Genomic DNA, 20758 nt, shown 5'->3' with positions numbered 1-20758 from the left:
TGCTCACCTCTCTCCCGGTCGATCGACACCGGGAAGCTTTGGGCCAGGCAGTTTTGGCAGGCCGAAAATCGAAAAATCGCCAGGGCGCACCGGCGCCTCTGTACGGATCGCAGCGCGCAGCCTTGCCGAGCGCGCCCGCGGATTGGCCGATATCTCGGCATCGCCAGGCGTCACGCCGCTTCCCTTCTTCGTGAAGGTGGCGGTGCGCGCCTGCGCCTCGGGCAGATGCCGCGATCCGGTCGCTGAATCCGCACGGTCGGCGATGAAGCGCTTGACGATGCGGTCCTCCAAGGAATGGAACGTCACCACCGCAAGCCGCCCACCCGGTTTCAGCGCGCGCTCGGCGGCAAACAGCGCCTTGGCCAGTTCGCCGAGCTCGTCATTGACGAAGATGCGCAACGCCTGGAAAACGCGGGTGGCCGGATGGATCTTGTCTTTCGGCGCGCGGCCGATATGCGTCTCGATGGCATCGGCAAGGTCGAGCGTGCGCTCGAAGGGGCGTTTTTCGCGACGGCTCTCGATCATACGGGCGATGCGCCCAGCATGGCGTTCCTCGCCGAGAAAACCGAAGATGCGGGCAAGATCGCCCACCTTGAAGGTGTTGACGACGTCGGCGGCGCTCAGGCCCGCCTGCGCCATGCGCATGTCGAGCGGTCCATCGGCGCGGAATGAAAAGCCGCGCTCCGGCTGGTCGATCTGCATGGAGGAGATGCCGATGTCGAGCACGACGCCATCGGCACTTTCAACCTGCTCGTCAAGCGTCGAGAACGGTGCCTGGACAAGCCTGAGCCTGCCGCCCGACTGCTGTTCAAGGGCCCGCCCCGCTGCGATCGCATCCGGATCGCGGTCGATGGCGACGACCGAGGCTCCGCTTGCCAGAATGGCCTTCGTGTAGCCGCCGGCACCGAACGTGCCGTCGACGATCACCTCGCCTTCTGTCGGCGACAAAGCCTCCAGCACTTCGGCAAGGAGGACCGGAATATGACGGGCTGGTCCGCCAACAGCATGAACTTCATCGCCGTCGCCCGCCATCATTCCGGCCGCTCCCCAGGCTTCGTCCCCTGCCGAAGCTGCAAAAGCCGGGCGCGTGCTTCCGTCCCATAGGCACTGAGCCGTCCCGGCTCCCAGATCTGAAAGAAATTGCCGCGGCCAACGAAGGCCACTTCCGCTGAAATGCCGGTATGCTCGCGAATGAAATCGCTCATCGTGATACGGCCGTCCTGGTCGAGCTTCAGAAACGTTCCATCGCCATGGCAGAAGAACGACATGTCGTCCGCCGTCTGCAGGAACGGGTCTTCCTGCGCGATGCGCTGCTCGTAGCGATCGAGCAGGTCGAGCCCACCAACATCCATCGCCGGGCGATCCAGGCAGCGTAGCGCATAAAGTTCCGAATAGCCGCGTTTCTGCACAACGGCACGGAAATGCGCCGGCACGGACACCCGCCCCTTCGCATCGATCCTGTTCACCGCGTTCGACAGAAACCGGTCCATTACGCGTTACGGCCGCTTGCGCCGCCGCACCCCTCTGCATCTTCCCGTCCGCGCCGCCGCGGCCCGGTCGCTGCCCAAAACGCACTTCGTTATGACGGGCGAACGCAGGCAAACGCGCAGCCGCCGCGGCTGCCCGATTGGCGTACGCTTCACCCTGACACGGAACGAAGGCTTGAGTATCGGAATGGGATATCATGGGGTGTTATGGGCGTCAACGGGAACAGTCTTCAAAACGCGCCTGCCACGACTGGGGAGAGCAGCTTTGACGGCACTCAGGTCTTTATCCTCTATTAAGCCTAACGAAGAGTTTAGACCCGTGTGGTCCAACCGGAGGCGGCTTGCTGCGGCTCGCTGCCGCGCATAGCTTCGGCATCTCCATTTCCGGTCAGTAACGAGGTTTGAAATCATGTCCGAAACAGCCAAGTCACGCGCCGCGGCACTTCCCCATCTGCGTCGCGGCAGGCTTGCCAAGGGCGACCCAATCCCCTTGCCCCTGACCATGGCCGCCATTTTCCACGCGCCCGGCGATGCCACTGGCTTCGATCAATATGGCCGCTTCAGCAATCCGACCTGGGATGCGGTCGAGCACATGCTGGCGCATCTGGAGGACGCCCCATGCGTCGCCTTTCCCTCGGGAATGGCTGCAATCTCGGCGGTGTTTTTCGGCCTGCTCAAAGCCGGCGACCGTATCCTGCTGCCGTCCGACGGTTATCATACGACGAGAGCGCTGGCAGACCGCTTCCTGAAATCCTTTGGCGTCGCCTACGATGTCCGGCCGACATCGAGCTTCCTCGACGGCGGCTTTGACGGGTATCAGCTTGCCTTCGTCGAAACGCCCGCCAATCCAGGACTGGATATATGCGACATCGCAGCCGTCGCCGAAGCCGTGCACAAAGCGGGTGCGGTGCTTGTGGTCGACAACACGACGATGACGCCTTTCGGGCAACGACCGCTCGATCTCGGTGCCGATATCGTCATTGCTGCCGACACCAAGGCGCCTAACGGTCATTCCGATGTGCTGTTCGGCCATGTCGCCAGCCGCAACGCGGATATTATCTCGAGGGTGACCGACTGGCGCGAGACGTCGGGCGCCATCCCCGGGCCGTTCGAGACATGGCTGGTCCATCGCGGCCTCGAAACGCTGGACGTGCGTTTCGACCGCATGTGCGCTTCCGCCGAGATGATAGCGCGACGGCTGAAAAACCATCGCGCGGTCAACGGCTTGCGCTTTCCGGGACTGGAAAGCGACCCGTCGCACAATCTTGCCCGCGCACAGATGGAGCGTTTCGGTTTTCTCATCTCGTTCGCGCTTGCCTCGGAGGACAAAGCCGAGGATTTCATCAACAACTGCGCCTTGATGCAGGCAGCGACTTCGTTCGGCGGCGTGCACACTTCGGCCGAACGGCGCGCAAAAAGAGGAGACGCCGTTCCGCCCGGCTTCGTTCGCCTGTCGGTCGGCTGCGAACCTGTGGAAGAGCTTTGGCAGGCGATCGAGACGTCGCTAGACGCAGTCGCTAGCTGAATCGGCAATCACGAACTCAGATCGCCGGCCTCGATCTTGCGCCGGCCGTGCAGCACGCGAACGATTTCGATCGCCTCTTCACTGACGCGGTACAGGGTGAGGTATTCGCCGACGATCAGATGACGGATTCCAGTCGCGATGTCTTCGCGCGGCGCACCTGAGAAGGGATAAGTGGCCACTTGCTGCCAGCGGGCTTCGATCCGATCGAGCAATCGATCGGCTGCAGCCTCGTTGTCTTGCGCAACATGAATCCAGATCGCGATCAAATCCTCTTCCGCATTTGCGGTTCGGATGATGGGCAGCAAATTCATGCCGCGCTGTTGGGTTTCAATCGTCTCCGCGCTTCGGCCTTGATTTCGTTAATCGACGCAAACCGTCCCGGCCCGCTGTCGATCCCCTCCTGCACCAGCTTGCGCAATTCCTCGACCGTGTAGCCGAGCAGGTCGCGCCGGTCCTTCCATTGCCTCAGCGCGTCGCGGATCACCTCGCTCGCCGAGGCATATTCGCCGGCGGCGACCACGTCGTCGACCGCCGCCGCCAGTTCCGGCGACAGCGTGATGCTGCGTTTATCGACCTGGCCCATGACGCGCTCCTGAATACCGCCATCCAAATGGTACGATTTAATCGCACCATTTTCAAGGACTGTCACACTCGATTGCCGGGTCGAAAGTGAAACAACAGCTGCGCCCGAAGGGCGCAACCTGCTGATTTCAGACGACTTGCTTTTATCGGGGAAACTGCCAGCTGGCCTGTAAGCCGGGTTCTGTATGGCCCTCGCCCCTTGCGGGGCGAGAACGTGGCGGCCATTCATCTTGGGCGCATGTTGCCATGCGCCTCACGCAACCTACCCGGACGGTGAGCCGGAAACAGCCCTCGAGGGTTGCCCCTCGCACCGTCCCTATTCGGTCTTGCTCCCGGTGGGGTTTACCGTGCCGCTCCTGTTGCCAGTCGCGCGGTGGGCTCTTACCCCACCCTTTCACCCTTGCCACGAGAGATCGTGGCGGTTTGCTTTCTGTGGCACTTTCCCTGGGGTCGCCCCCGCCGGCCATTAACCGGCACCGTGTCTCCATGGAGCCCGGACTTTCCTCACCCGCAGCCTTTCGGCTTCGCGGGTGCGGCCGCCCGGCCAGCTGGCAAGGCGTATAAAGGGGTTCAGGCCGGAAAACGCAAACGAAAAAGCAAGTTTATCGCCCGTCAGGCGGGCGCTCCAAGTGCTGCCAGCTGCACCTTGACCTTGCCGCAATAGGCTGCGGACACCGGGTTCATCCGTGTGGCGCCATGGCCGGCATTGTATTTCAGGATCGTGCCGCAGGTCGTGCCGCCGCCGAGATCCCGCGCCATGGCGAGGTACTTCATGCCGTATTTGATGTTGGTGTCGGGATCGTAGAGACCCTGAACCGAACCGCTGTAGCCCATCATCCGCGCCGTCGCCGGCTTGATCTGCATCAGGCCGATCTCGCCGGCGCTGCCGACCTGGTTCGGCTGGTAATTGCTCTCGATCTTGATGACGGCATTGGCGAGCGACACCGGCACGCCATAGCTGACTGCATAACGCGCAATGATCGCCGAATACTGTCCGCTGCCGCCGACGACCGCCGCCTTGGGCGCCGCCCTGCTCTTCGGGCCGACCGATGCCGTTGCCATGTGGTCGATGCGTTTGCGGTTACGCTTCACATGCTGTTTGGAGATTGTCTTTCTTGCAGCGGCTGGCTTTTTCGCAGCGGCTGGCTTTTTCGTCTTTATCGCGGCCGCTTTTTCCACTTTTGCGGTGGCGGTCTTCTCCACTTTTGCACCACGGGTGGCTTTCGGCATGGCGGTTTTGCCGGCTGCGGCACTGAAGCCCTGATCGGCCCGCTGGCTCAGCGGCGCGCTGTTCGCCGCACTGAAGGCAAAAGTCATTACGCCGGCAGCAATGGCTGCCGTTAAAACGGTCAATTTCTGCATGTGATCCTGTTCTGTTTGATCTGCACAAAGAACTTCGCGCAGATACCCTCAATCAACATCGGAACATCTTGGGGGATAGAGGTCCGACAATCTGTACGGATCGCCTTTGACGACCGAATTGGCGTCAAAGAAGGCGAGGCAAGTCACTTTGAGTAACAGATTGTAACTTTTAAGCTTGGGAAAGACTATTTGGGAGAAGCTATCCTTACGGAAGCGAGCAGCCTTTCCAGTGTGCGGATCGTCGATCCGTCAGCCACGCCATCGACCAAGCGCTGCCGGAAATGCCGTTGAAATGCCGCAACCACGATTTCGGTCTGCCGGTCGAAGGCGCCGGTGATCTCGACGCCATAACCATAGAGTACCAGCATCGACTGCAGCGCCTCGACCTCGGCGCCGGTATCGCCTGGCTTCAGCACGGCGCCGCGCCGGATCGGTGCTGCCGGCACAACATGGCCGACACCGGCGGCAAACAAGGCTTTCCATGGAAATTTCTCGCCCGGATCGACCTTGCGCCCCGGTGCCACGTCGGAATGGGCGAGCACCCGCTTTGCTGGAATGGAATGGCGCTCGATGATGCCGGCGCACAGGCCGATCACCGCGCCGATCTGCCGTTTTGGAAAGTTGCGATAGCCGAGCGTATGCCCTGGATTGACGATCTCGATGCCGATCGAACAGGAGTTGACGTCGCTCAGCCGGAACCACGAACTCTTGCCGGCATGCCAGGCACGGTCGCTTTCCCTTACCATCTGAACGATGCGGCCGTCCTCATGGACCAGGTAATGCGACGACACCTCACTTGCCGGATCGCACAACCATGCCTCGGCACCGGCGCCGGTCGCCATGCCGGTGTAGTGCAGCACGATCATGTCGGGTCTGAGCGTCCCGCGCCGTGGTCCGAAATTCGGCGATACCCTGACCTCGGCGCTCGGCTCGTCGGGCAGGAAGCCGCTCATGCGTGCCGCAGGCCTCGCTCGATCATCTCATAGGCCGCGTTGATCGCCGCCAGCCTGGTCGTCGCGATCTTGATGAATTCCTGCGGCAGGCCGCGCGCGATCAGCCGGTCCGGATGATTGTCGGAGACCAGCTTGCGGTAACGCCTGCGGACCTCCTCGAACGGCTTCCCACGCTCGATGCCGAGCACAACATAAGGATCGGCGGCACCCAGATCGACATGCCGCGCCAGGATGCTCTGGTAATGCGCCTCGTCGATGCGGAAGATCTCGGCGATGCGATGCAGGAATTGGCCCTCGCGCTCATGCACCAGCCCGTCGGCCTTGGCGATGTGGAACAGCCCGTCGAGTATGTCCTCCAGCATCAGGCAATTCGAATGGCCCGAACCGCAAAGCTGTGCCATCCGCTCGGCATAGGTCTCGAAGCCGGCAATGTCGCGCTTGGCCAAATCGTAGAGCCGCGCCACATTGCGCCTCTGTTCCTTCGGCACCTCGAATATTTCCTGGAAGGCGCGCACCTCGTCTTGCGTGACGATGCCGTCGGCCTTGGCCATCTTGGCCGACAGCGCGATCATCGCCACCGAGAAGGCGACGCGCCGGCGCAAGTCGGCATCGCCGGAGAAAACCGTGCGCACGGCTTCGACCACTTCGGCGACGCCTGACGACGCTGAAGATGAAACGCGTGTGACGAAGTCGCCGAGGCGGTCCCAAATCGACATGACGGCTTCATAGGGCCAACCGCCCATCGCTATCAAGCCAAGACAGTGCCGCAGGGGCTGGCCCAATCGATTTGGCGGAATGCCTGAGGCGGCTGGCGCTAGTGCTCACCCATGGAAAATCCGCAAACGGCAGTTGCGGCGCGCAAACGATGAGCCCGGCGATTCGCCTTGGTATCGTCATTTCGGCGGCATGTGAGGGGGCGAGGCAGTACTTTTCGCGTTGCGGTTACCAGCGTCGTCGCGCTCGGCCGCAAGGCGCGGGTCTCGTAAGCAAAAGAAAGGCCGGCGTGTGAGGCCGGCCTTTCCTGGTTTGTGAGATTGACTACTGCGCCGGGGCAGCCGGCGCAGGAGCAGGTGCCGGAGCCGGCTCGGCAGGCTTGTTTGCGTCAGGAGCAGCCGGCTTCATCGTCTGGTCGGATGCCGGCGGGTTGGTGCTCTGCGTCGTGGTGGTATCGGTGCCGCTGTCGCTGCAGGCTGCAACGCCAAGCAAGGCAAGCGCCGAAACCGACGCAAGAATGAGTTTCTTCATGATATCTCTCCTCTAATCACGCCTCCGTTACCGGCGACGGTCCAGGACACAATGCATCAGGCCATGATGAGTTTCGTAACGTTGCGTTTCCGCATGTAACATCAAGCGCTTGGCCGTTGCCGGACAACGCGTTGAGCACTAACAGGATGCATGGATGAAAATGCCGGAGGCGCTGCCATGACCGCAAAATGGGATTTCTGGATCGACCGCGGCGGCACCTTCACCGACGTCATCGGTCGAGGCCCGGAAGGCGGACTGCATCCAAGGAAACTCCTTTCGGAAAATCCGGAAGCCTATGCCGACGCCGCCATCCAAGGCATTCGCGAACTGCTCGGCGTCCAGCCCGGCGCTCCAATCCCCTCCGCTCTGATCGGCGATGTCAAAATGGGCACCACGGTCGCCACCAATGCGCTCCTCGAGCGCAAGGGCGACCGGGTGCTGCTGCTCATCACCAAAGGCTTTCGCGACGCGCTGCGGATTGCCTATCAAGCCAGGCCCGATATCTTTGCCAAGCAGATCATCCTTCCCGAACAGCTCTACGAGCGTGTCATCGAAGTCGATGAGCGCGTGCGCGCCGACGGCTGTGTCGAACGCCTGCTCGACGTCGCTTCCGTGCGCCTGGCCATCAAACAGGCCAAGGCTGACGGCATCGATGCGGTCGCGATCGTCTTCATGCATGCCTGGAAACATCCCGATCACGAAAGAGCAGTTGCGAAGGTCTGCAGAAAACTCGGGTTTTCGCAGGTCTCGGTCAGTCACAAGGTTTCGCCGCTGATCAAGCTGGTCGGCCGCGGCGACACCACGGTGGTCGACGCCTATCTGTCGCCGATCCTGGCAAGGTATGTGCAAAGGGTTGGTCGAGAGCTCGGCGTTTTCTCCCCCCTCGAGGGGGAGATGTCGGCGAAGCCGACAGAGGGGGTCATCTCAGAAGGGACCGCCACAACGTCGAATCCGGTCGATCCGACGCCACCCGGCGGCTTCGCCGCCACCCTCCCCTCAAGGGGGAGGGAAACACCCCGCCTCATGTTCATGATGTCGTCGGGCGGCCTCACCGCCGCCGATATGTTCCAGGGTAAGGATGCGCTGTTGTCCGGGCCGGCCGGCGGCGTCGTCGGCATGGTCGAGACCGCAAAGCTCGCCGGTTTCGGCAAGGTCATCGGCTTCGATATGGGCGGTACTTCGACCGATGTCGCCCACTATGATGGCGATTACGAGCGCACCTTCGACACCGAGGTCGCCGGCGTGCGTATCCGCGCGCCGATGATGCGCATCCATACGGTCGCCGCCGGCGGCGGCTCGATCCTGCATTACGAGGCCGGCCGCTTTCGCGCCGGGCCGGATTCGGCCGGCGCCAATCCCGGCCCGGCCGCCTACCGGCGCGGCGGTCCGCTGGCCGTCACCGACGCCAACGTCATGCTGGGCAAACTGCAGCCCGAGTTCTTCCCGGCCATTTTTGGACCGGGCCAGGACGAACCGCTCGACGTGCAGACGGTTCGCGAAAAATTCACCGCACTTGCCGCCGAAATCGGCGACGGCCGCCCAGCGGAAGCCGTTGCCGAAGGGTTCGTCACCATCGCCGTCGAAAACATGGCCAATGCCATCAAGAAGATTTCCGTGCAGCGCGGCTACGACGTCACCGAATACCTCCTGAACTGTTTCGGCGGCGCCGGCGGCCAGCATGCTTGCCTGGTCGCCGATGCGCTCGGCATGGAGGCGGTGATGATCCATCCCTTCTCCGGCCTGCTTTCGGCCTATGGCATCGGCCTGTCCTCAGTGTTTGCGTCACGTCAGCAGGCGCTGCTGAAGCCGCTGGTGGACGACTCCAGGGCGACGATCGATGAGATCATCGCAACGCTGCGCAAAGCCGTCATCGACGAACTCGCCGCGCAAGGCATCACCGAAGACGCGGTCGCCGCGAAGCCGGTGCTGCAGATCCGCTATGACGGCACCGATACAGCACTGCCCGTGAATTTCGAGCACGGTTCGATCGCACAGGCCAAGGCGGACTTTGAAACAGCGCACAAGGCGCAGTTCGGTTTCGTCTATGACGACAAGCCGATGATCGTCGAATCGGTCGGCATAGAAGGCACCGATACCGGCGGCACCGGCCGCGACGAAAGCGATTCAGTTGTTGAAGACGTGGCCGCAAGTCCTTCCGGGACTCGGAAAATCTTCGTCGATGGCGCATGGCGCGATGCCGGCATCTTCCCTCGTCAAACGCTGAAGCCCGGTAACAAGACCGTCGGCCCCGCTTTGATCATCGAGCCGAACCAGACCATCGTCGTCGAGCCGGGCTGGCAGGCCGAGATCACCGCCAAGAACCACGTACTGATGCGCCGCATCGAGAAAAAGCGCCGGCAGGCTGCACTCGGCACCGAAGCCGATCCGGTGATGCTGGAGGTTTTCAACAACCTGTTCATGTCGATCGCCGAGCAGATGGGCGTGACGCTGCAGAACACCGCCTACTCGGTCAACATCAAGGAGCGGCTCGATTTCTCCTGTGCCGTTTTCGATCGGAATGGCGCGCTGGTCGCCAACGCGCCGCACATGCCGGTGCATCTCGGTTCCATGGACCGCTCGGTGGAAACCATCATCCGGCTGAACTCCGGCGATATTCACCCCGGCGACGTCTTTGCGCTGAATGCCCCTTACAATGGCGGCACGCATCTGCCTGATATCACAGTGGTAACGCCGGTGTTTTCCCTCCCCCTTGAGGGGAGGGTGGCCGCGGAGCGGCCGGGTGGGGTCGCTGGGGCAGTGCTCGACGTTCCGGCGGTGCCTTCTGAGGAGACCCCCACCGCCGCCTTCGGCGGCACCTCCCCCTCAAGGGGGGAGGAGATCCTCTTCTACGTCGCCTCGCGCGGCCACCATGCCGACATCGGCGGCACGGCGCCCGGCTCGATGACGCCGCTCGCCACCACCGTCGACGAGGAAGGCGTGCTGTTCGACAATTTCCGCATTGTCGATCGCGGCCGGTTCCGCGAAAAGGAACTGGAAACGCTGCTCACCGACCACCCCTACCCGGCACGCAATCCGCACCAGAACATCGCCGACCTCAAGGCGCAGATCGCCGCCAACGAAAAGGGCGTCGCCGAGCTGCGCAAGATGGTCGCGCATTTCGGCCTCGACGTGGTCGAAGCCTATATGGGGCATGTTCAGGACAACGCCGCCGAAAGCGTGCGCCGCGTGCTGGAGCGGCTGCCCGACCGTTCCGAATACGAATATCCGACCGACACCGGCCAGGTGATCAAGGTAAAAATCACTATCGACCGGCAGAAGCGCGAAGCCACCGTCGACTTCACCGGCACGTCGCCGGTCATGAAGAACAATTTCAACGCCCCCGAGCCGGTCGCCCGTGCCGCGGTGCTTTATGCCTTCCGCGTCATGGTCGAAGACAACATCCCGATGAATGCCGGATGTCTGCGGCCGATCAACATCATCGTCCCCGACGGCTCAATGCTGAAGCCCGTCTATCCCGCGGCAGTCGTCGCCGGTAATGTCGAGACTTCGCAGCACGTCACCAACGCGCTGTTCGGCGCGATGGGGGCGATGGCCAATGCGCAAGGCACGATGAACAATCTCACCTTCGGCAACAAGCAGTACCAGTATTACGAGACGATCTGCTCGGGCTCGCCGGCCGGCCGGATGAACAATGGCCGTGGTTTTGCCGGCACCTCCGGCGTCCACACCCATATGACCAATTCGCGCCTCACCGATCCGGAAGTGCTGGAACTGCGTTTCCCGGTATTGCTCGAGGATTTCCATATCCGCGAAGGCTCCGGCGGCAAAGGCAAATGGAGCGCCGGCGACGGCACCAAGCGCACCATCCGCTTCCTCGAAAAGATGGAATGCGCGATCCTGTCTTCGCATCGCAACCGCCCGCCGCAGGGACTGGACGGAGGCGGCGACGGCGAGGCCGGTTCGACCAAGGTCCGCCGCAAGGATGGCGCGATCGAGGCGCTGAAAGCTTGCGACCAGACGGTTCTCGACGCCGGCGACGCCGTCATCGTGACGACGCCCACCCCGGGCGGATTTGGCAAGGCATAAAGAGCCTGTCACCGGCCTGTCATGACCCTGCGCTACCCGCTTGCGGCAAAGCAAACGGGGATTCGCCTTGCCATGACGGACATTTCTGGGGAATTGGTTTTTCGCCGCGGCAAGGAAGTTGGCAAAGCCGTCTACCAGAACCGCCCGCTGTCGAAGGCCGGCCTTTCCGAACGGCTCTTTGCCTTTCTGTTCTCCGGGCTCGTCTATCCGCAGATATGGGAAGACCCCGAGGTCGACATGGATGCGATGCAGCTCGGCAAGGGCCACCGCATCGTCACCATCGCGTCGGGCGGCTGCAACATTCTTGCCTATCTCACCCGCTCGCCGGGAAGGATCGACGCCGTCGACCTCAACGCTGCCCATATCGCGCTGAACCGCATGAAGCTCGAAGCGGTGCGTCACCTGCCGTCGCAGGGCGACCTGTTCCGTTTCTTCGGAGCGACTGAGACCCGGCACAATTCGCAAGCCTACGACCGCTTCATCGCACCGCATCTCGACCCGGTCAGCCGTCATTATTGGGAGCGCCGCAACTGGCGCGGCCGTCGCCGCATCGCTGTCTTCGACCGCAATTTCTACCAGACCGGCCTGCTCGGCCTGTTCATCGCCATGGGCCACCGCACCGCCAAGTTCTTCGGCGTTGATCCGGCCGGCATCATGAATGCCAAAACCATCGCCGATCAGCGCCGCTTCTTCGAGGAGGAATTGGCGCCGGTCTTCGAAAAGCCGCTGCTGAAATGGGCGACCTCGCGAAAAGCCTCGCTGTTCGGCCTCGGCATTCCGCCTGCCCAGTACGATTCGCTGATCACCTCGGGTGACGGCACCATGGCCAGCGTTCTAAAAGCCCGGCTGGAAAAGCTCGCCTGCGATTTTCCGCTGAAGAGCAACTACTTCGCTTGGCAGGCCTTCGCCCGCCGCTATCCCAATCCGGGCGAGGCCGCCCTGCCCGCCTATCTCGAAAAGCGCAACTACAAGACGATCCGCAACAATGTCGACCGCGTCGCCGTCCACCACGCCAATCTGGTCGAGTTCCTTGCCGGCAAGGATGCCGGTTCGGTGGACCGCTTCGTGCTGCTCGACGCACAGGACTGGATGACTGACGACCAGCTTAACGGGTTGTGGGCCGAGATCACCCGAACCGCCTCCACTGGTGCCCGCGTCATCTTCCGCACCGCCGCTGAACCCAGCCTGCTGCCCGGCCGCGTCTCGAATTCGCTGCTCGACCAGTGGCGCTACGAGAACGACGCCTCGCGCGAGTTTTCGGCCCGCGACCGCTCGGCCATCTATGGCGGCTTCCATCTCTATGTGAAGCAGGGCGCATGAGCACGACCGAGGTGCCGGCCAGCCATGCCGAGCTGATGGACGGCGTCTACCGCTGGCAGCGTCATATCTACGACCTGACCCGCAAATACTACTTGCTCGGCCGCGACCGGCTTATCGCCGGGCTGGATGTGCCGGCCGGCGGCACGGTGCTCGAGCTTGGCTGCGGCACCGGTCGCAACATCATCCTCGCCGCCCGCCGCTATCCCGGCGCGCGCTTCTTCGGCTTGGATATTTCGGCCGAGATGCTGGAGACGGCCGCTTTCGCCCTTGCCCGCGAAGGCCTCTCCGGCCGCGTCATGCTGGCGCGCGGCGACGCCACTGATTTCGACGCCAAAGCGCTGTTCGGCGTCGAGAATTTCGACCGGATATTCGTGTCCTATTCGTTGTCGATGATCCCCGGTTGGGAGAAGACGGTGTCTGCAGCAGTTGCAGCCCTGTCACCTGGCGGCTCGCTGCACGTCGTCGATTTCGGCCAGCAGGAAACCCTGCCCGGCTGGTTCCGCGCGCTGCTGCGCGGCTGGTTGAGGAAATTCCATGTCGAGCCGCGTGAATCGCTGCGTGCGGTTCTGGATTCGGAATCTGCAAGAACCCGTGCAAGCCTCCGTTTCCAAACGCTTTATCGCGGCTATGCGTGGCTCGCTGTGGTCGGCCCCCGCAAATAGCGTGGGACCTGTTTGAGATGCGGCACCCTCGGTGCAGCGCCCCTCAGTGCAGCACCTTGACCAGCGCCGCTACCATCGCCTGCGGCCGGTAGCCGAGCCTGGCCGGCGTCAGGCCGAGCCGCACCACGACCAGTTGCTCCGAGGGGACGATGGCGACCGTTTGCCCGTCATGCCCCTCCATCCAGTAGGTGTCCTTGGGCAGACCCGCGGCAACGCCGGCGCCGGGGCTTTCCTCATCCCCCGGCCCTTCGATCCACAGCTGCCCCTTGCCATAGATTTTCGAGGCAGTTGCTGGTTCCCGCATCCAGTCGACGAAGCCGGCGGGCAGGATATCCTTGCCGTTCCAGACGCCGCCCTGCAGCAGGAACTGGCCGAAGCGCGCCCAGTCGCGTGCCGTGGCGTAGAGATAGGACGAGCCGACGAAGGTGCCGTGCGCGTCGGCCTCCATGACTGCGCTGCGCATGCCGAGCGGATCGAACAGCGCGGTCGTCGGCCAGGCCAGTGCCTTGTCCTTGTCGCCGATCGCGTCCTGCCAAAGCCTTGACAGCATCACCGCGGTGCCGCTCGAATAGGAAAACACCTTGCCGACCTCGCCGGTCAGCGGCTTGGATTCGGCAAAGCCCGCCATGTCCGGTTCGAGATAGAGCATCCGCGTCACATCGGCGACGTCGCCATAATCCTCGTTGAATTCCAGCGCGCTCGACATCGCCATCATGTCGGCGAGGCTGATCACGGCGCGGCCATCTGCTTGCCAGGGTCCGAACAGGCCCTGGTTGGTCATCGCCAATTTGCCGTCCTTCACCAGCGTGCCGACGATCGCCGCATTCACCGTCTTGGTCATCGACCAGCCCAATAGCGGCGTCTTTTCGGAAAAGCCGTCGCCATAGCGCTCTGCGACGATGCGGCCGTTCTTGACCACCACCACCGCACGCATGCCGGCGCCGGTCAACGCCGGATCGTCGAGGATTGCCGTGACCTCGGGATCCTGCGAGACATCGACCTTGTCGCCCTCCGGCCAGATCGCATCCGGCAGCGGCGCCGGCGTCGGTGCAGCTCCCGCGATGTGCTTGGCGGCGGCAATATCGCCGTCGGGAACCGAGGCGCAGCCGAGCCCGTCGCGGACGACCGCGACACTCTTGCCGAGCACGCCGAACAGACCCGCCGAAACCGTTCCCTTCTCCTTGTCCACCGACACTCTCATCAGCTTCAGCAGCGGATGACCCGGCGCCTGCACATCGACGGCGAGCACGTCGTCGGCGTCTCGTCTTGCGATGAAGACGTTCGAACAGACGATCTTGGCCGAATAGCCGGAACCGACGCGGATCAGTTCCGGCGGCGCGAAATACAGCCAGCCGGCGAGTGTCGCGGCGGCCAGCACAGCCAGGCCCAGCAGCCATTTGACGAACTTCAGAAGGATCTGCATTTTCGAACTCCCCCTGAGCGCTCGATCTATGTCATCGATTTGCCGCCATTGTTTCGGCAAAATCGCGGCTCTTGTCGAGCGTCGTCAACCGAATATCAACCATGATCGGCGATCACGAGAGAGAACCGGGCGATCCTGTGGGGTGACCGTCCGGCGGGGCTTGAATGCATGCGTCCCAAACTGCACAGCGGTTTTGGGAATGCATGAAACGAAGATCCAGGTGCGTGGCGTAAGTCGGTTTCAAACGCGCCGCACCCGGTCGAGGGGCCACCCGCAGAAAGACCCATCAGCGGCCGGCTGAAACCGGCTCAGGAAGTAGCGATGCGCCGTTTCGCGGTCCTCATCACGCTGACGCTGCTTGGCGCCTGCTCGACGGTCGAGGATCTGACGCCATCGCTGTCGTCCAGCGCCCCTACGGTTGCGGTACGCGCCCCCCGTTTCGCCGACTCCGACCCGCATGAATGGCACAGCGGCACACCGTGGAACTATGCCGTCCACGGCACGGACGTCTCCAAATACCAGACCTCGATCGACTGGCCGGCGGCCAGGGCCAGCGGCATCTCTTTCGCCTTCATCAAGGCAACCGAAGGCGGAGACCGGTTCGATGAAGCTTTCAACGAGCATTGGAGCCGCACGAAAGCCTCGGGGATTCCCCGCGCCGCCTATCATTTCTTCTATTTTTGTACGCCCGCCGCGACCCAGGCGCGCTGGTTCATCCAGAACGTCCCCAAAGACGGCTCGGCGATGCCGCCGGTCCTCGACATGGAATGGAACCCGAAATCGCCGACCTGCAAGCTGCGGCCCGATGCCGCCACGGTGCGCAGCGAGATGAGCACATTCCTCGAAATCGTTGAAAAACACTATGGCAAGAAGCCGATCATCTACACGTCGGTCGACTTCTTCGAAGATAATGGTTTGTCGGGTTTCCGCGGCTACCCCTACTGGCTGCGCTCCGTCGCCGGGCACCCGCGCCAGAGATACGGCAGCCATCCCTTCACCTTCTGGCAGTATACCGGAACGGGTGTCGTGCCGGGCATGGCCGGAAACGCCGACATCAACATCTTCAACGGCACCGAAGCCGCCTGGAAGAAGTGGTTGCGGCAGAACACCCGTTGACACCGGGCCTGCCGCCTGCTTTTCGACACGGCCAATGACGAATGCCTGCAACCGCCGGTAATCTTCTCGGAAGGATGGCGATGCGATTGCGCTTTGGAACTCTCGCGGCGCTGCTCCTGACCGCCTCGCCGGCCACGGCACAGCAATGTGGCGGCGATTTCGAGGCATGGAAGCAGGGCGTGGCGGCGGAGGCCCGGGCGGCCGGCGTCGGCACTGCCGGCCTCGATGCGCTGGAAAGCGCCACCCTCGATGAAAAGGCGTTGGCACGCGACCGCGCCCAGGGTGTCTTCACCCAGACCTTCATCGAATTCTCGAACCGCATGATCTCGTCCCATCGGCTGAAGCAAGGTGCGGCCAATCTGCAAAAATATGCCGAGATCTTTGCCCGCGCCGATCGCGAATTCGGCGTGCAGGCGCCGGTCATTGCCGCCTTCTGGGCTCTGGAAACCGATTTTGGCGCCGTGCAAGGCGATTTTCATACACTGAACGCGCTGGTGACGCTCTCGCATGACTGCCGCCGCCCCCAGCTGTTCCGGCCGCAGATCCTCCCGCTGCTGACCTTGATCGATCGCGGCGTCGTGCCGGCCGATGTGACCGGTGCCTGGGCCGGCGAGATTGGCCAGACGCAGATGTTGCCTTCCGACTATCTCGGTCACGGCGTCGACGGCGACGGCGACGGTCTGGTCGACCTGCGCGGCAGCGCGCCTGATGTGATCATGAGCACGGCCAGCAAGATCCAGTCGCGCGGCTGGAAGCGCGATCAGCCCTGGATCGAGGAAGTCCGTGTGCCCGACGACTTGCCGTGGGAGCAGACGGGGCGCACCAACAAGCTGCCGTTGACGCAATGGACCCAGTGGGGCGTTACTAGGCCAGACGGCACGCCGCTTCTCGACAACGGCCTGAAGGCCGGCCTGGCGCTGCCCATGGGTCGCAAGGGGCCAGCCTTCCTGACCTACGACAATTTCGACGTGTATCTCGAATGGAACCAGTCCTTCACCTATGCCCTGACCGCGGCAAATCTTGCCGCCCGGCTGGGGGGGGCGCCGCGATTCGATCCGCGCAACCCCGAACCCGGCCTCGACGGCGACCAGATGAAGGCGCTACAGACCAAGCTCGAAGCGAAAGGCTATGATGTCGGTACCGTCGACGGCATCCTGGGCACCAACACCCGCGAAGCCATCCGCAAGGAGCAGATGCGTCTGGGACTGCCGGTCGACGGCTGGCCGACTCCGGAGCTGCTGGCGAAGCTGTAAAATTGCAAGTATGACTTCTGCAGCTTGTTGGCAGCAAGCATGTGGAAGTCAGGTATGAGCCTCTACGACCCAAAGAATACCTACACGCCCAGCCTTACCTCGCCGCGACCGTGGGGTGGCATAGAGGCTTTCTACGTCTCACTCACCAAAGACGCCTTCGACCAACAACCGATGGTCGATCTCATTCGCCACATCCGGTCTGCTTATGCGGCGAACAGATTCTACGCATTTACGTCGATGCATACGCTAGTTGTCAGCGTCAACAATCCGATCGAATTCAATCGGGACAACCTGCGAATTGACTATCAAGCTTCCCGCGACACTTGGGAATTCAACTATTTATCAAACCCTTTCAAACCGGCTGAATTCGTCAGGCGTTACCCTGCCCCGCTTGGAATCGAGAAATTCGACGGTTTCGTAAAGATGATCGGGTGGTAGATCCGCATCACATCACCGCCTGGCAAGCAGGAAATCGATAAAGGCTCGCAGCGGGGCCGGAACCTGCCGGGAACTCGCGTGGTATAGATAAAAACCCGGAAATCTCGGCGACCAGGCTTCGAGAAAGCGAATTAGCTTTCCCGCTTCGATCCACGGCCGGACCTGGTATTCCAGCATGTACGCCACGCCGACCCCATCCAGAACCGCCCCGATCATCAGTTCCGTATCATTGACCGTCAGGCCGCCGCTGACAGCCACTTCCAAGGCACGTTGGCCCCGGGCGAACTCCCAGCGGTAGAGATTGCCGCCGCTCGGCCACTGGAAATTGATGCACTGGTGCTGATGCAGGTCCGCGGGGTGACGGGGTATCGGGTGATGCTCCAGATAGCTCGGCGCGGCCACTGCGGCCATCTCGAGCTCCTCGCTGAGCTTCACCGCTACCATGTCCTTGTGCAGCCGCTCGCCCAATCTGATTCCGGCATCGAAGCGGCCCTCGACGATGTCGGTGAGCATGTCTTCAACGATGATCGTGAGGGCGATGTCGGGATAGGCGCGGCGGAAATCGCCGAGGATCGGCGCGATGAAACGCGTGGCGGCGATGCGCGGAACATTGATGCGCAGCGAGCCTGCCGGCCGACCGCGGGATGCATGAGCGTCCGCAACAGCCCCTTCCAGTTCGCTGAACGCCGGTGCGATGCGGGCAAATAGCTTCTCGCCCTCAGCAGTCGGCGACATGCTGCGCGTGGTGCGGTTGAGCAAGCGGACACCGAGACGCTCTTCCAGCCCGCGTATCGTCTGGCTGAGCGCCGGAGGCGAAATCCTGAGCTTGGCCGCGGCGCGGACAAAGCTGCCCTCTTCGACGATTGTTGCAAATGCCCTGAGTTCGGAAAACTCGGTTCCTCGCATTATGTATCCCAGACTTAACAAGTCAGTTAGATAATAGGCTATTCTCTGAGCAATAGCATGTCCTTAGCTTTCCCTGGAACGCCGCTCGATCGAGGCGGCCGCAGCCAGACGGAAGGAACAGCCATGCATCGTCCACTTGAGGGCAAAACCGCACTTGTGACCGGCAGTTCGCGCGGCATCGGACGCGCCATCGCGGAGGGGCTCGCGGCCAAGGGTGCGGCCGTGGTCGTCAACTATGTCGGCAACGAGAAAGCCGCCTGGGAAGTGGTTGCCTCCATTGAAGGGAATGGCGGAAAAGCCGTCGCCGTCCAGGCGGATGTCTCCAGCATCCCCGACATTCGCAGGCTGTTCGATGAAAGCGAAAGGCAGGTGGGGGCGATCGACATCGTCGTCGCCAATGTCGGCGTCGCCGTCATAAAGCCGCTCGTCGAGGCCACCGAGGCGGACTTCGATCATGTCTTCGGCGCCAATGCCAAAGGCACCTTCTTCACGCTTCAGGAAGCGGCGCGCCGCGTGCGTGACGGTGGCCGCATCATCGCTGTCTCCACCGGCGGAACCAGAATGTTTTTCACGCAGACGGCGCTTTATCTCGGCAGCAAGGGAGCCGTCGAGCAGTTCGTTCGCGTCCTCCCGCGCGAACTTGGCCCGCGCGCCGTTACCGTCAATGCGCTTTCACCAGGCTTCACCGACACCGACCTACTGCCCGAGCGGGACCGCGCGATCGCCGCCGGCATGTCGCCCTTCGGCAGGATCGGAGCACCGCGCGACGTCGCCGATGTCGCGGTTTTCCTCGCCTCCGACGAGGCGCGCTGGCTGACCGGCGAGAATATCCAGGCCGGCGGCGGCGTGGCCTGAATGGTGAATGGTGAATGGTGAATGGTGAATGGTGAATGGTGAATGGTGAATGGTGAATGGTGAATGGTGAATGGTGAATGGTGAATGGTGAATGGTGACAATTCACCGAAGCCGGACGGAACGCAAGAACTACTTCTATTCACTATTCACTATTCACTATTCACTATTCACTATTCACTATTCACTACTCCACCATTAACTAATCCGCCATGGTCTCCAGGCTGGCAAACCCCTGCGGCGCATCGCCTTCGTCGAACGGCGTCGCCACCTCGACGAAGGTGTCGGGATAGAACCCGTTGAACCGTGTCCTGAGCGACAGCGAATAGGCGCCGATATGGCCGATCTCGATCCAGTCGCCGGTATCGACAGTTTCCGGCAACCAGAACGGCCGCGACAATATGTCGACGGAATCGCAAGTCGCGCCGCAGACCTTGAACGGCACGATGGTCTTCTCCACGCCATTGCGCGAGCGGATCGCCGGATCGGGGATGAAGCGTGCCGGCAGCGTGATCTTGCCGGTCCATGAATCCGACAGCGACGCCCAGATGCCGTCATTGATGTAGAGCCTTTTGCCCTTGCGCAGCAGCACGCGCACGATCAGCGACAGGCAGCGCGCCACGATCACCCGGCCGGGCTCGGCCACCAGCGGCATCTGGTCGAACTGGTATTCCCTAAGGTCGCCCGATAGCCGCGACATGATCTGACCGAGCGACGGCATTTCCGGCTTGCGGCTGTTCGGATCATGGCCGTATTCGGCCGGAAACCCGCCGCCGACATCCAGCCCGGCAATGTCGAAGCCGACGCGGTTGCGCACCCAGTCGGCGGAGGCCAGCGCCCGCTCATAGGTGTCGGGATCCTCGATCTGGCTGCCGACATGGAAGCACAGCCCGACCTTGTAGCCCGTCCGGTTCAGCCGCTCGGCCAGTTCGACCGCATTGGCCGGTCCGGCGCCGAACTTCTTCGACAGCTCGTACGCCGCCGATCCCTTCGTCTGGATGCGCACGAACACGGTGATGGCGCCCGGATCGATGTCGAGCGCCCGCACCACCCTGGTCAGCTTGGTGATCTCGTCCTCATGGTCGAGCGAAATGACGCGGATGGCGTATTTTTCCAGCGCCAGCCTGATGTCCGACTGCGCCTTCACGGGGTGCATGTAGAGCATCTCGGCGTCCGGCGAGACGGCACGCACGGCGGCGAATTCGCCGGGCGAGGCCACGTCGAAGGCAGTGACCCCGGCCTCGACCAGGGCGTTGAGCACGATGTGCTCGCCATTTGTCTTGACCGCATAAGCGGTCTTGCCGGGAAACATGCCCATGAACTGTTTGGCGTCCGCCTTCAGCACCTGCGGCCGGAAGCAGTAGACCGGATCGTCCGGGCGAAGTGCCAGCGCTGCCTCGCGGGCATTTTCGAATCGCTGCATGGACGAATCCCTTGACTGAGGCTGCGCACAATTAATCCAAGCTAGCGGCTAATGAAAACAATTCTATGTCTCGCAGCCCTGGCTTCGCGGCGCTACGCCGGTTCTGTACGCCGGTTACGAGAGAGCTCGGCCATCGCTCAGGTTTCGGGTGGCCCTTGCCGCCG

At 62.5% G+C, this 20758-nt stretch carries 19 protein-coding genes and 1 other RNA gene; 8 read left to right on the top strand and 12 right to left on the bottom strand.

From position 1 onward, the window contains the following. Window positions 1-3: 3 nt before the first annotated feature. Window positions 4-1035, bottom strand: a complete 1032-nt coding sequence (gene rsmH / locus NKI85_RS08540; protein ID WP_352524264.1) for a 16S rRNA (cytosine(1402)-N(4))-methyltransferase RsmH — start codon at window positions 1033-1035, stop codon at window positions 4-6. Beyond that, window positions 1032-1490: a division/cell wall cluster transcriptional repressor MraZ gene (mraZ, locus tag NKI85_RS08535; protein ID WP_254818997.1), complete on the bottom strand. Its 459-nt coding sequence runs from the start codon at window positions 1488-1490 to the stop codon at window positions 1032-1034. The genes rsmH and mraZ overlap by 4 nt, the downstream gene beginning before the upstream one ends. 406 nt (window positions 1491-1896) lie before the next feature. Between mraZ and NKI85_RS08530 the strand changes: the two genes are divergently transcribed. After that, window positions 1897-3012, top strand: coding sequence for a cystathionine gamma-lyase (locus tag NKI85_RS08530; protein ID WP_352776566.1), 1116 nt, complete (start codon window positions 1897-1899; stop codon window positions 3010-3012). A gap of 8 nt (window positions 3013-3020) precedes the next feature. Here NKI85_RS08530 and NKI85_RS08525 read toward each other — a convergent pair whose 3' ends face one another. From NKI85_RS08525 to NKI85_RS08495, 7 genes are all read right to left on the bottom strand, one after another. Further along, window positions 3021-3323: a type II toxin-antitoxin system RelE/ParE family toxin gene (locus NKI85_RS08525; protein WP_352524261.1), complete on the bottom strand. Its 303-nt coding sequence runs from the start codon at window positions 3321-3323 to the stop codon at window positions 3021-3023. After that, complete coding sequence (locus NKI85_RS08520) at window positions 3320-3595, bottom strand: type II toxin-antitoxin system ParD family antitoxin (protein ID WP_352524260.1); 276 nt, start codon at window positions 3593-3595, stop codon at window positions 3320-3322. The genes NKI85_RS08525 and NKI85_RS08520 overlap by 4 nt, the downstream gene beginning before the upstream one ends. A 153-nt stretch (window positions 3596-3748) precedes the next feature. Next, an RNA gene (gene rnpB / locus NKI85_RS08515) (RNase P RNA component class A) lies at window positions 3749-4146 on the bottom strand. A gap of 60 nt (window positions 4147-4206) precedes the next feature. After that, window positions 4207-4956, bottom strand: coding sequence for a lytic transglycosylase domain-containing protein (locus NKI85_RS08510; RefSeq protein ID WP_352524259.1), 750 nt, complete (start codon window positions 4954-4956; stop codon window positions 4207-4209). 185 nt (window positions 4957-5141) lie between these two features. Beyond that, a complete protein-coding gene (locus NKI85_RS08505; RefSeq protein ID WP_352776565.1) occupies window positions 5142-5909 on the bottom strand; it encodes an N-acetylmuramoyl-L-alanine amidase in 768 nt (255 codons plus the stop codon). Further along, on the bottom strand, window positions 5906-6625 hold the full coding sequence (locus NKI85_RS08500; protein ID WP_352453144.1) for a TerB family tellurite resistance protein: 720 nt from the start codon (window positions 6623-6625) through the stop codon (window positions 5906-5908). The genes NKI85_RS08505 and NKI85_RS08500 overlap by 4 nt, the downstream gene beginning before the upstream one ends. A 322-nt stretch (window positions 6626-6947) precedes the next feature. Further along, on the bottom strand, window positions 6948-7154 hold the full coding sequence (locus NKI85_RS08495) for a hypothetical protein (RefSeq protein ID WP_254819002.1): 207 nt from the start codon (window positions 7152-7154) through the stop codon (window positions 6948-6950). A 177-nt stretch (window positions 7155-7331) separates the two neighbouring features. Here NKI85_RS08495 and NKI85_RS08490 point away from each other — a divergent pair, with 177 nt between their 5' ends. Genes NKI85_RS08490 through NKI85_RS08480 form a run of 3 tightly spaced genes read left to right on the top strand, consistent with a single transcriptional unit; the run spans window position 7332 to window position 13183 of the window. Continuing rightward, window positions 7332-11201, top strand: coding sequence for a hydantoinase B/oxoprolinase family protein (locus tag NKI85_RS08490; protein WP_352776564.1), 3870 nt, complete (start codon window positions 7332-7334; stop codon window positions 11199-11201). A gap of 21 nt (window positions 11202-11222) precedes the next feature. Next, entirely contained in the window at window positions 11223-12521 is a 1299-nt protein-coding gene (locus NKI85_RS08485) for a BtaA family protein (protein WP_352524254.1), read from the top strand. Continuing rightward, the gene (locus NKI85_RS08480; RefSeq protein WP_352524253.1) at window positions 12518-13183 is read left to right on the top strand and encodes a class I SAM-dependent methyltransferase; all 666 of its coding nucleotides are present in this window, start codon (window positions 12518-12520) and stop codon (window positions 13181-13183) included. Before NKI85_RS08485 ends, NKI85_RS08480 begins: the two co-directional genes overlap by 4 nt. A gap of 43 nt (window positions 13184-13226) precedes the next feature. On the opposite strand, the gene NKI85_RS08475 is transcribed toward NKI85_RS08480, so the two are convergent. After that, window positions 13227-14606: a serine hydrolase domain-containing protein gene (locus NKI85_RS08475; protein ID WP_352776563.1), complete on the bottom strand. Its 1380-nt coding sequence runs from the start codon at window positions 14604-14606 to the stop codon at window positions 13227-13229. 321 nt (window positions 14607-14927) lie between these two features. Here NKI85_RS08475 and NKI85_RS08470 point away from each other — a divergent pair, with 321 nt between their 5' ends. From NKI85_RS08470 to NKI85_RS08460, 3 genes are all read left to right on the top strand, one after another. After that, the gene (locus NKI85_RS08470; protein ID WP_352776562.1) at window positions 14928-15722 is read left to right on the top strand and encodes a glycoside hydrolase family 25 protein; all 795 of its coding nucleotides are present in this window, start codon (window positions 14928-14930) and stop codon (window positions 15720-15722) included. An 80-nt stretch (window positions 15723-15802) separates the two neighbouring features. Then, complete coding sequence (locus NKI85_RS08465; RefSeq protein WP_352524250.1) at window positions 15803-16975, top strand: lytic murein transglycosylase; 1173 nt, start codon at window positions 15803-15805, stop codon at window positions 16973-16975. Between the two features lie 54 nt (window positions 16976-17029). After that, entirely contained in the window at window positions 17030-17413 is a 384-nt protein-coding gene (locus NKI85_RS08460) for a hypothetical protein (RefSeq protein ID WP_352776561.1), read from the top strand. Window positions 17414-17425: 12 nt separating this feature from the next. On the opposite strand, the gene NKI85_RS08455 is transcribed toward NKI85_RS08460, so the two are convergent. Further along, a complete protein-coding gene (locus NKI85_RS08455) occupies window positions 17426-18319 on the bottom strand; it encodes a LysR family transcriptional regulator (protein WP_352776560.1) in 894 nt (297 codons plus the stop codon). A 123-nt stretch (window positions 18320-18442) separates the two neighbouring features. Here NKI85_RS08455 and NKI85_RS08450 point away from each other — a divergent pair, with 123 nt between their 5' ends. Further along, window positions 18443-19174 (top strand): SDR family oxidoreductase, encoded by a 732-nt coding sequence (locus NKI85_RS08450; protein ID WP_352776559.1) that lies wholly within the window; start codon window positions 18443-18445, stop codon window positions 19172-19174. A 199-nt stretch (window positions 19175-19373) separates the two neighbouring features. On the opposite strand, the gene NKI85_RS08445 is transcribed toward NKI85_RS08450, so the two are convergent. Then, a complete protein-coding gene (locus NKI85_RS08445) occupies window positions 19374-20594 on the bottom strand; it encodes an alanine racemase (protein WP_352524246.1) in 1221 nt (406 codons plus the stop codon). Window positions 20595-20758 lie beyond the last annotated feature (164 nt).

Origin of the sequence: Mesorhizobium sp. M0571 (assembly GCF_040320985.1) — a bacterium.
GTDB lineage: Bacteria > Pseudomonadota > Alphaproteobacteria > Rhizobiales > Rhizobiaceae > Mesorhizobium.
The sequence above is the reverse complement of the archived record's forward strand: the minus strand, read 5'-3'. Positions and strand labels throughout refer to the sequence as shown.

Excerpts from the sequence above, each read along its gene's own strand:
- NKI85_RS08465 (WP_352524250.1), top strand. The coding sequence starts at position 15,803 with ATGCGATTGCGCTTTGGAACTCTCGCGGCGCTGCTCCTGACCGCCTCG.
- NKI85_RS08460 (WP_352776561.1), top strand. The coding sequence starts at position 17,030 with ATGAGCCTCTACGACCCAAAGAATACCTACACGCCCAGCCTTACCTCG.
- NKI85_RS08475 (WP_352776563.1), bottom strand. The coding sequence starts at position 14,606 with ATGCAGATCCTTCTGAAGTTCGTCAAATGGCTGCTGGGCCTGGCTGTG.
- NKI85_RS08530 (WP_352776566.1), top strand. The coding sequence starts at position 1,897 with ATGTCCGAAACAGCCAAGTCACGCGCCGCGGCACTTCCCCATCTGCGT.
- NKI85_RS08450 (WP_352776559.1), top strand. The coding sequence starts at position 18,443 with ATGCATCGTCCACTTGAGGGCAAAACCGCACTTGTGACCGGCAGTTCG.
- NKI85_RS08445 (WP_352524246.1), bottom strand. The coding sequence starts at position 20,594 with ATGCAGCGATTCGAAAATGCCCGCGAGGCAGCGCTGGCACTTCGCCCG.
- NKI85_RS08520 (WP_352524260.1), bottom strand. The coding sequence starts at position 3,595 with ATGGGCCAGGTCGATAAACGCAGCATCACGCTGTCGCCGGAACTGGCG.
- NKI85_RS08510 (WP_352524259.1), bottom strand. The coding sequence starts at position 4,956 with ATGCAGAAATTGACCGTTTTAACGGCAGCCATTGCTGCCGGCGTAATG.
- NKI85_RS08525 (WP_352524261.1), bottom strand. The coding sequence starts at position 3,323 with ATGAATTTGCTGCCCATCATCCGAACCGCAAATGCGGAAGAGGATTTG.
- rsmH (WP_352524264.1), bottom strand. The coding sequence starts at position 1,035 with ATGATGGCGGGCGACGGCGATGAAGTTCATGCTGTTGGCGGACCAGCC.
- NKI85_RS08490 (WP_352776564.1), top strand. The coding sequence starts at position 7,332 with ATGACCGCAAAATGGGATTTCTGGATCGACCGCGGCGGCACCTTCACC.
- NKI85_RS08500 (WP_352453144.1), bottom strand. The coding sequence starts at position 6,625 with ATGTCGATTTGGGACCGCCTCGGCGACTTCGTCACACGCGTTTCATCT.
- NKI85_RS08455 (WP_352776560.1), bottom strand. The coding sequence starts at position 18,319 with ATGCGAGGAACCGAGTTTTCCGAACTCAGGGCATTTGCAACAATCGTC.
- mraZ (WP_254818997.1), bottom strand. The coding sequence starts at position 1,490 with ATGGACCGGTTTCTGTCGAACGCGGTGAACAGGATCGATGCGAAGGGG.
- NKI85_RS08485 (WP_352524254.1), top strand. The coding sequence starts at position 11,223 with ATGACCCTGCGCTACCCGCTTGCGGCAAAGCAAACGGGGATTCGCCTT.
- NKI85_RS08505 (WP_352776565.1), bottom strand. The coding sequence starts at position 5,909 with ATGAGCGGCTTCCTGCCCGACGAGCCGAGCGCCGAGGTCAGGGTATCG.
- NKI85_RS08480 (WP_352524253.1), top strand. The coding sequence starts at position 12,518 with ATGAGCACGACCGAGGTGCCGGCCAGCCATGCCGAGCTGATGGACGGC.
- NKI85_RS08470 (WP_352776562.1), top strand. The coding sequence starts at position 14,928 with ATGCGCCGTTTCGCGGTCCTCATCACGCTGACGCTGCTTGGCGCCTGC.
- NKI85_RS08495 (WP_254819002.1), bottom strand. The coding sequence starts at position 7,154 with ATGAAGAAACTCATTCTTGCGTCGGTTTCGGCGCTTGCCTTGCTTGGC.